The 10187-nt window shown below is 47.2% G+C and carries 5 protein-coding genes; 4 read left to right on the top strand and 1 reads right to left on the bottom strand.

The genetic code is table 11. The features are described from left to right. Window positions 1–254 precede the first annotated feature (254 nt). On the bottom strand, window positions 255–2879 hold the full coding sequence (locus tag AC1RNB_RS18275; RefSeq protein ID WP_493085162.1) for an MGH1-like glycoside hydrolase domain-containing protein: 2625 nt from the start codon (window positions 2877–2879) through the stop codon (window positions 255–257). A 107-nt stretch (window positions 2880–2986) separates the two neighbouring features. Between AC1RNB_RS18275 and AC1RNB_RS18270 the strand changes: the two genes are divergently transcribed. The 4 genes from AC1RNB_RS18270 (at window position 2987) to ppdK (ending at window position 9973) form a co-directional block, all read left to right on the top strand. Further along, complete coding sequence (locus AC1RNB_RS18270) at window positions 2987–4501, top strand: N-acyl-D-amino-acid deacylase family protein (RefSeq protein ID WP_493085160.1); 1515 nt, start codon at window positions 2987–2989, stop codon at window positions 4499–4501. 309 nt (window positions 4502–4810) lie between these two features. Beyond that, window positions 4811–5875, top strand: coding sequence for an N-acetyltransferase DgcN family protein (locus AC1RNB_RS18265; RefSeq protein WP_493085158.1), 1065 nt, complete (start codon window positions 4811–4813; stop codon window positions 5873–5875). Then, window positions 5872–6945, top strand: a complete 1074-nt coding sequence (locus tag AC1RNB_RS18260; protein ID WP_493085156.1) for a mandelate racemase/muconate lactonizing enzyme family protein — start codon at window positions 5872–5874, stop codon at window positions 6943–6945. The genes AC1RNB_RS18265 and AC1RNB_RS18260 overlap by 4 nt, the downstream gene beginning before the upstream one ends. Window positions 6946–7213: 268 nt before the next feature. Continuing rightward, the gene (gene ppdK / locus AC1RNB_RS18255; protein WP_493085154.1) at window positions 7214–9973 is read left to right on the top strand and encodes a pyruvate, phosphate dikinase; all 2760 of its coding nucleotides are present in this window, start codon (window positions 7214–7216) and stop codon (window positions 9971–9973) included. Window positions 9974–10187 lie beyond the last annotated feature (214 nt).

Here is a 10187-nt window from a genome sequence, read left to right as displayed (position 1 = left end):
CGCTAAGAGTGGATAAGAGAAAAAGAGGATAAAAGAGTTGGCGCAGGTGTAATCTATCTCAGCAATCAAACTGCGCCTTTGCGTGCTAATTTTCTCGCAAAGGCGCGGAGGCGCAGTAAAAGGTAACCCCCTCTTTTGCTCTTTCTCTCTTTAAGCTCTTAGTGAAACAAACATCCCGCCTATCAGCGGAATGGCTGATGGTACGGAAAGTTTCACTAAGAGTGGACAAGAGAAAAAGAGAGGAAAAGAGTTTATCACTGTTCGCTCTCTGCTCTGTCTGCAATGAGTTGGGCAATGAGGCTGGTCCAGCCGCTTTGGTGGCTGGCGCCGAGGCCTGTGCCACTATCGCCATGGAAATATTCGTAGAATAAAACCAGGTCCTTGTTCTCGGGCCGGCTGTAAAACCAGTTCTGGTTACCATGCAGTTTGCGATGGTTGTTGGCATCCAGCTCAAAGAGGCTGGTTACGCGTTTGGATAATTCATTGGCCACCTGTTTCAGATCCATATACACACCCGAGCCGGTAGGATATTCAATACTCAAAGAAGCATCGTAAAACTCACCAAACTTTTTAATGCTCTGAATAATGAGGTAGTTGATCGGCATCCACACAGGTCCGCGCCAGTTACTGTTACCTCCAAAAAAATCAGAAGTAGAATCACCGGGATCGTATTGGATGGAATATACATGCCCTTCGATGGTAACAGAGTAAGGATGTTTCTCGTGGTATTTGGATAAAGCACGGATACCGCCTTCGGATAAAAATTCTGTTTCGCTCAGCACCCGTTTTAATAAGGCCGTGAGTTTGTTTTTAGGGATGAGAGAGATCAGCATTTTATCTTCATCAGCGATCTCTTCGTTGGGCCAGAATTTTTTGTTCCTTTTGCGGTACTGCTCAAACCAGGTAATGCGTTTGGTAAAATCTCCCAGTTTGTTCAGCATTTTTTTCTCGATCACCGATACGGCAAACAGCGAGGTTAATCCTACTATGGATTGAATGCGTAATTGTATGGTAGTGTTGTTGGGCAAACCGAGGGTATCGTAAAAGAACTGGTCTTCCTCGTTCCATAAACCCAGTTGGTTCAATGCCTCGGCAATTAATACAAAGTGTTCAAAGAATTTGGTGGCGCTGTCTTCAAAAGCCCCATCTTCCATAGCAATCTCGAGCGCCATATCCATCAGGTTCAGGGCGTACATACCCATCCAGCTGGTACCATCGGCCTGTTCCAATCTTGCTTCGCTGTGTAATTGCAGGCTTCGGTTAAACACACCAATATTATCAAGACCCAGGAAACCGCCTTCAAACATATTATTACCATTGGGATCTTTCCGGTTGATCCACCAGGTAAAATTGATCATCAGTTTGTGAAACACTTTTTTCAGAAAACTGATATCGCCTTTCCCTGTTTTGTTTTTTTCTATCTGGTACACCTGCAGTGCCGACCATGCCTGCACCGGCGGATTTACATCGCTGAAGTTCCATTCGTAAGCGGGTAGCTGTCCGTCGGGTTTCATGTACCATTCGCGCATTACCAGCAGGATCTGGTGTTTGGCAAAAACCGGATCTACCATGGCCATGGGCACACAATGGAAGGCGAGGTCCCAGGCGGCATACCAGGGATATTCCCATTTGTCGGGCATAAGAATGATGTCCTGGTTTTTCAGGTGTTGCCAGTCGTGGTTGCGGCCCTTGCCCCGTTCATGGCCCACATGGGCAATACCATCGGGTTCGGAGAGCCAGCGTTCTACATCGTAATAATAATATTGTTTGCTCCAGAGCAGACCCGCCAAAGATTGGCGTTGGATATTGTGCAGGTCGGCCGGCAGTTGCGGCGATAAAATGCTGTGGTAATAATCGTCTGTTTCTACTTTGCGTTGCTGAAAAATATCCGTGAAAGCATTCGTAAATGGCGATTCCATCTGCACATCGCTCAAACGCAGGTACAGGGTTTCTGTGGCACCAGGGGCTATCTGGTAATGGTATACGGGTGCAAACTTGGTACCCGTTTTTTTCTCTTTGAGTGCTTCTTTGTTTTTTCCCTGAATGATGGCATCGTGAAAAGCATCTTTCACAAAAATGGATTCATTCTTTTTGCCGAATAGTTTTTCGGTATTGGTTTCGTTCTCGGTAAAAAATGCCTCTTTGGTTTTGGGATAGTAAAAATAATAAGTGCCCAGACGTTCGTGTTTGGCTTTTACCATATTGGCCTGGTCAATCGATTTGATCACCGGTTTTTTATCCAGTCCGCGCGATTGCCAGCGGTTAAAGAACCAGAGCGTAGGTAATACGGTAAGGGGTGCCGCCACACTGGCCCGGTTGGTGATCTCGATACGGATGCCGATATCTTTCTTGTTTACTTTGGCGTAAGTGATGAGTACATCAAAATATTCATTGTCCTGAAAAATACCCGTGTCCAGAATTTCATATTCCGGTTCCAGTTTGCTGCGTTGTTTGTTTTTTTTGATCAGCTCCTGGTAAGGAAATGCCTGCTGCGGATACTTGTACAGCATCTGCATATAATAATGGGTAGGCAGGTTTTCGAGATAGTAGTAAAGTTCTTTTACATCTTCGCCATGGTTACCCTCGTTATTACCGAGGCCAAAGAGTCTTTCTTTCAGGATGGTATCTTTCCCGTTCCAGAGCGATACGCAGAAACAGAGATTACCAAAAAAATCGGAAATGCCACCCAGTCCATCTTCGCCCCAGCGGTAAGCACGGGCATGTGCATGGCTGAAGGGTACATAGTTCCAGGCATCACCGTTTTCGCTGTAATCTTCGCGAACGGTGCCCCATTGTCTTTCGGATAAATAAGGTCCCCATTGTTCTAAAGGAATTTTTTTGGTGCTGTTGGCCTTCAGTCTTTGCTCCTCTGCTGTCATCTGGCTAAATTAAAGAGGCTTTGCGGAATAAATCTGTCAATTTATGCAGATATACTTTTAATTTAGTGAATAGCAGCCAGGCATCAAGGCCTGTTGCTGTTCCGCTGATGAAATACAAACTGTTGTTCGCTTTTTTACTGCTCTCATTTTCTAAGGTCTGGGCACAGTCTTCCGTTACACAACTGATCCACAATATTTGGTTGATAGATGGCACAGGCACTACTGCGCGAAAAGCGGCTGTGCGTATACAGGGCAATAAGATCATCGCCGTAGGAGCGCTGAAACCCTTACCGGGAGAGGTTTTGGTAGATGGAAGGGGAAAAACACTGACACCGGGATTTATTGATACACATAGTCACCTGCAGGGTTCCCTGCGCACAAAACCCGAAGCCATTGCGGCGTTGAACCAGGGTGTGACCACCATTGTATCCGGACAGGATGGCGAGGGCAGCTGGATAGATAGTTTGCGCAGCCGGCTCTTATTGCAAACGATTGCTGTGAATATCGCAACCTATACGGGTCAGACCACCCTGCGCGAAACAGTGATGGGCGAAAAAGAACTGCACAGAAAAGCAACGGCAGCAGAAATTAAACAGATGACGGCTTTGCTGGAGAAAGAAATGCAGAAAGGTTCGTTGGGCTTATCTACCGGACTGGAATACGACGGTGCTTTTTTTTCTTCCAAAGAAGAAGTAGTGGCGCTGGCAAGGGTGGCGGCCACATACAAGGGTCGTTATACCAGCCATATCCGCAGCGAAGATGTGAACCTGAAAGAAGCCATCGAAGAGATCATTGCTATTGGCCGCGAAGCCCAACTGCCGGTACAGGTATCGCATATAAAAATTGCGCTGAAAGATGATTGGGGAAAAGCACCGGAATTACTGGCCCGTTTGGAGCAGGCGCGCAAAGAAGGGATCGATATCACGGCCGATTGTTACCCCTATGATTTCTGGAACAGTACGTTGAAAGTGTTGTTTCCTAAAACAGATTATACGAATAAGGAGAGTGCCCAATTTGCGGTGGACCATACTTTTGATCCGAACGAATCTATCCTGTTCCGCTATGCACCCAATCCGGCCTATAAGGGAAAAACGATAGCAGCCATTGCTGCCATGCGAAAGGAAACATCGGCAGAAACACTAATCTCTTTGATAGCCGAGGCGGAAGCTTACCGGAAAAACAACCCCGGAGTTACTGGTGTAGAAACCATCATGGGCAAATCGATGGTGGAAGCAGATGTGATGAAACTGCTGGCCTGGCAACATACCAATATCTGTTCCGATGGTTCTATTGGCGGTCATCCGCGTGCTTTTGGTTCTTTTACGCGGGTGTTGGGAAGATATGTGCGCGAGAAAAAGATCATGACACTGGAAGAAGCTGTGCGTAAAATGACTTTACTCGCTGCACAGCATGTAGGTATTGCCAACCGTGGTAAAATTGCACCCGGCTATTTTGCCGACCTGGTACTACTTGATCCCGCTACCGTTCAGGATCGCTCCAGCATACAGGAGCCGGGCGCTTTATCAGATGGAATAGAAAAAGTGTGGGTGAACGGGCAGATGGTGTATCAGAACAAGCAAAGTACTAAAGTATATCCCGGAACATTTATCAGCAGAAAGTAAAGTGTTATAGCTTTCCTCTGTGTTAAATAATAAAATGGATGGTGTTGGGTAGTTGATTCAAAATTTCTAATCAGTTCCTGTGTACGGACCTCTTTTTGTTCGGTGCCGAGCGAAGGCGAAGGCAAACAAAATGATGCGTAGCATCCCGCTAAAAGCGGGAGCAGAAGAAAAAGCAGCCCGGGAACAGGGACGGGGCTCCCGCCGATGGTGGGACCGAGAGCGACAAGAAATCCCGATTATCAGGGTGATGTTTAATAGTAGAAAAAGTTAGTTTTTTAAAAAGTAAGTCATTTAAATAAGATGTCAGACATGCATTTACCTGCGGCCCTCGTTATCACCGAAGGCATGTTACATACAGACGATGCCAAAACCGCGCATGGACTGATCCGTGGCACAGAGCGTTTTCACATTGCGGGCATCATCGACAGTTTGCACGCAGGCCGCGATGCCGGTGAAGTATTGGATGGAAAACACCGCAACTTGCCTGTGTATGCAAGCGTTGAAGAAGCTTTGCAGCAAGGAGAAAAAATTGATTACTGCATTATTGGTGTAGCTACTGTGGGTGGTATTCTGCCGCCGGTTTTTCTGGAGATCATCCGTACCTGCATCAACCATGGCATCTCCATCGTAAATGGATTACACGATTACCTGAACGATAAACCCGAACTGGTGGCGTTGGCCAAAGAGAAAGGGGTTAGTTTAACCGATATCAGAAAACCGAAGAAAAGAGAGGACCTGCATTTCTGGTCGGCCGAAATATTTTCAGTGAAAGCGCCTATCATTGCCGTGCTGGGTACCGATTGTGCCCTTGGCAAAAGAACTACCTGCCGTATGGTTCGCGAAGCCTGTGCCAAAGAAGGTATTCATGCTGAGATGATCTATACCGGACAAACCGGTTGGTTGCAGGGGGGTAAGTATGGATTTATTTTTGATTCAACCCTGAACGATTTTATTTCCGGCGAAATAGAACATGCCATTGTAAGCTGCTGGAAAGAAACCCATGCAGAACTGATTTTACTCGAAGGGCAATCGGCCTTGCGCAATCCGAGTGGACCTTGTGGTTCGGAATTTCTGGTATCAGGTAATGCCAAACTGGTGATACTGGTGCATGCACCCAAGCGGATCCATTTTGATCATCTGCCCGAATGGGGCGAGATACCTTCGGTACGTTCGGAAGTAAACCTGATCAAAACCTACGGATCAGAAGTGATTGCACTGGCATTGAATACCTCACACTGCACAGAAGAAGAAGCCTATGCCTTTCAGCGGGCTTACGAAAAAGAACTGGGCATACCGGTATTACTTCCTTTGCAGGAAGGAGTAGATGCGGTGATTCCTGTGATCCGCTCACACATGAAAACAAACAAGTCATGAAGATCGTAGCTGTGCGCGCCTGGCTGGAGAACCTGCCATTGACCAAACCCTATACCATTGCCTACCACACTACTTCGCATGCAACCATTGTTTTCCTGGAACTGGAGCTTGCAAACGGAATGGTGGGGCTTGGTGCTGCCAGTCCCTTTGAAGAAGTCGTGGGCGAAACACCGGAACAAACTTTTGCTAATCTGCAATCGGCGCAGGTGCTGGATCTGTTGAAAGGGAAAGATATCCGCCATTTTCAGCAACTGATCAAACAAGCCGATATATTATTTCCGCATTTACCTGGCACACTCGCCGCCATTGATCTGGCATTACACGATGCTTTTTGTAAATGGATCGGTATTTCGGTACTGGATTTTTATGGCCAGCAACAGGGGCCTTTACTTACATCGGTCACCATCGGCATCAAACCCATTGCCGAGATGCTGGAAGAGGCACGTGATTATTTTGCACAGGGTTTCCGCATTCTCAAGATCAAAACAGGGATTGCGGTTGAGGAAGATATTGAGAGAGTAAAAAAGTTACAGGAACAGTTTGGTACTAAGCTGAAAATAAGGGTAGATGCTAACCAGGGATATGATCTGACAGCCCTTCAGCAATTTCTTACTGCCACCGCAGATCTTGCACTGGAACTGATAGAGCAACCCCTGCCTTCCGGACAGGAAGAAAACCTGCGTTCTTTACCGGCAGCAGCACGTCAGAAACTGGTAGCGGATGAAAGTCTGCTGGATGCTAACACTGCTATCCGTCTTGCCCGGGATCCGCAGCCTTTTGCTGTGTTCAATGTTAAACTCATGAAATGTGGTGGCATAACCGGCGCCCGCCGCATAACTACTATTGCAGAAGCGGCCGGGCTGGAACTGTTCTGGGGTTGTAATGATGAAAGTATCGTTAGCATCGCCGCCGCCCTGCAGATAGCCTATGCCTGCAGTAATACCCGCTACCTGGACCTGGATGGCAGTTTTGACCTGAGCCGCGACCTGGTATCCGGTGGGTTTACCCTGAAAAACGGCTATCTCTATCCATCATCCCTGCCCGGTCTGGGTTTGCAAAGACTAGGTTGATTGATTAAGCCAGGCCCGGCACATCAACAACGAAAAACCTCTGTGCCCCTCTGTCACTCCGTGCCCTCTGTGTTAAAAGATAAATCGAATGATGTTGGGCGCTTTTTTTCAACACAGAGGTACAGAGATTAGGAGTTACACAGAGAAAAGCAGCGCCGGATAACTGTAATGAAGGAACCCCAACTGATAAAATACAGTTGTCAGCATGACAATTGTCATAAGCTGCTGCCCGATACCGGTCTAATTTTAAACTATAAAAATGACCGATATGACAAAAAAGAGTCCTGCAAAGAAGTACGTCTATTTCTTTGGCGCCGGCAAGGCCGACGGAAATGAATCCATGAAAAACCTCCTGGGAGGTAAAGGAGCCAACCTGGCCGAAATGGCGGGTCACCCAAAACTCAGATTGCCCGTACCTCCTGGTTTTACGATTTCTACTGATGTGTGTACCTATTATTATGATCATAAACACACGTATCCCGCTATCCTGAAAACGCAGGTGAATACGGCACTGGCAGCTATCGAAAAAATTACCGGAAAAAAATTCGGCGATCCGCAGAACCCACTCCTCTTATCTGTACGCTCCGGCGCCCGCCGCAGTATGCCCGGTATGATGGATACGGTCCTGGATATTGGGTTGAATGATACCACCATCGAAGGCCTGATCAAACAATCGGGCGATGCGCGTTTTGCGTATGATGCCTACAGAAGACTGGTAATGATGTATGCCGATGTGGTGATGGAAAAAGCCAGTGGCATAGAACCCAAAAACGGCAAAGGCATCCGCAAAGTGCTGGATGAAAAACTGGAAGCCATCAAACACAAACAAGGGTATACCTCTGATACGGAACTAACGGTTCCTGAACTGAAAGAACTGGTGAAAGATTTTAAAGTAACCGTGAAAAAAGTGCTGGGCAAACCCTTCCCCGAAGAACCTCTGGAGCAATTATGGGGTGGAATTGGAGGTGTGTTTGGCAGCTGGAACGGTAAACGTGCCATTGAATACCGCCGCATTGAAAAGATCCCTGATGAGTGGGGCACAGCTGTAAATGTGCAGGCCATGGTGTTTGGTAATATGGGTACTACCAGTGCTACCGGTGTGGCGTTTACCCGTAACCCCGGCACCGGCGAAAATAAATTTTATGGAGAGTACCTGGTAAATGCACAGGGAGAAGATGTGGTGGCCGGTATCAGAACACCCGCCCCCATCAACGCCTATTCTAAAAACGACCATAGCCGTAACCTGGATACACTGGAGAAACTGATGCCCAAACTGTACAAAGAACTGGATCAGTACCAGCAGCGCCTGGAGAAACACTATAAGGATATGCAGGATATCGAGTTCACCATTGAAAAAGGAAAACTCTACATGCTGCAGTGCCGTGTAGGTAAACGTAATGGTGTTGCCGCAGTGCGCATGGCTACCGAAATGTATGCATCCAAACTGATCGATATCAAAACAGCGATCATGCGGGTGGCACCCAACCAACTGGTAGAACTACTGCTGCCCATGCTCGATCCCAAAGTGGAAGCCGTTACCAAACCCATTGCTAAGGGATTACCAGCCGGTCCGGGTGGTGCCAAAGGCCGTGTGGTATTCTCATCTGCCGAAGCGGTAGAGTGGGCGCATAAAGGAGAAAAAGTGATCCTGGTGCGCGAAGAAACTTCGCCCGAAGATGTGGATGGTATGCACAAATCACAAGCCATCTTAACCACGAAGGGCGGTATGACTTCTCACGCAGCACTGGTAGCCCGCGGTTGGGGTAAATGCTGTATTGTAGGTTGCACCGATATTGAAATTCACAGCGAAACCAAAACCTTCAAAGCGAAAAACGGAGAGATCATTAAAGAAGGTGATGTGATTACCCTGAATGGTACCAAAGGACTGGTGTACCAGGGCGATATTCCGTTGGTGGCGATAGACCTTAATAAAAATGTTTCTTACAAAAACCTGATGACGCTGGTTGACAAAACCAAACTAATGGGCGTACGTACCAATGCCGAAACACCAGAGGATGCGGCCCAGGCCATGGCTTTTGGTGCAGAAGGTATCGGACTGTTCAGAACAGAACACATGTTTTATGGCGAAGGCAGTGAGCAACCGCTGTTCCTGCTGCGTAAGATGATCATGAGTAAAACAGAACCCGAAAGAAGAAAAGCACTGAATGAACTCTTTGTGTTTGTAAAAAAAGATATCAAAGACACCATGAAAGTGATGAAGGGTAACCCCGTAACCATCCGCCTGCTGGATCCGCCACTGCACGAGTTTGTGCCGCATGATGTAGAGAAACTGCAGCAGCTGAGCAAAGAACTCGGTATCAGTATGAGCGTATTACGCAGAAGGGTACTGGCACTGCACGAGAACAACCCGATGCTGGGTCACCGCGGTGTTCGTTTGGGGGTGAGTTATCCCGAGATCACTGAAATGCAGATCCGCGCTATCCTGGAAGCTACTGCGGAGTTGGTGAAATCAGGTAAAAAAGCCTTACCCGAAATTATGGTACCGGTTACCTGTACTGTGAATGAGTTAACGCACCAGAAAGTGATTGTTGACAGGGTGTATAAAGAAGTATGCGCCAAAATGAAAGTGAAAAGCATCCCGTATCTCTATGGTACCATGATCGAAATTCCGAGGGCCGCCTTGCTGGCCGATAAGATGGCGATCGAAGCAGATTTCTTCAGCTTTGGTACCAATGACCTTACCCAGATGAGTTTCGGTTTCAGCCGGGATGATGTGGGTGGATTTTTGCCCAATTATATGGACCAAAAAATTTTACATGACGATCCCTTCCAGACCATTGACCAGGAAGGTGTGGGCGAACTGATCAAAGACGGAACAGAAAGGGGCCGTAAAACCAAACCGAAATTAAAAGTAGGGATCTGTGGTGAACATGGCGGTGATCCGGAGAGCGTAAAATTCTGCCATCGTATTGGTATGAACTATGTAAGCTGTTCTCCATTCCGCGTACCTATTGCGCGGTTGGCAGCGGCACAGGCAGCCGTTACGTATGGAAAAGTTAAGGCGTAAGTGAGATTCGCCGGGTAGCAAAAAGAAGAGCTGGGATTATTTCCGGCTCTTCTGTTTTGTGCCCGCTGTGTCGTCCTAAAAATCAGATACGGTTATAAAGAATAAAAATAGGTAATTAAACGGTAGTGGGTATTTTTCTGCTACCGTTTTTGCTTTTATAGGTTTTAATGCTGATTTTGGATTGGAGATGCATTTGGCTGGGCGTTAGATATGA

This window comes from Sediminibacterium sp. GW821-FHT12F12, from assembly GCF_058806635.1.
This window is presented reverse-complemented; position numbering and strand designations above follow the sequence as displayed.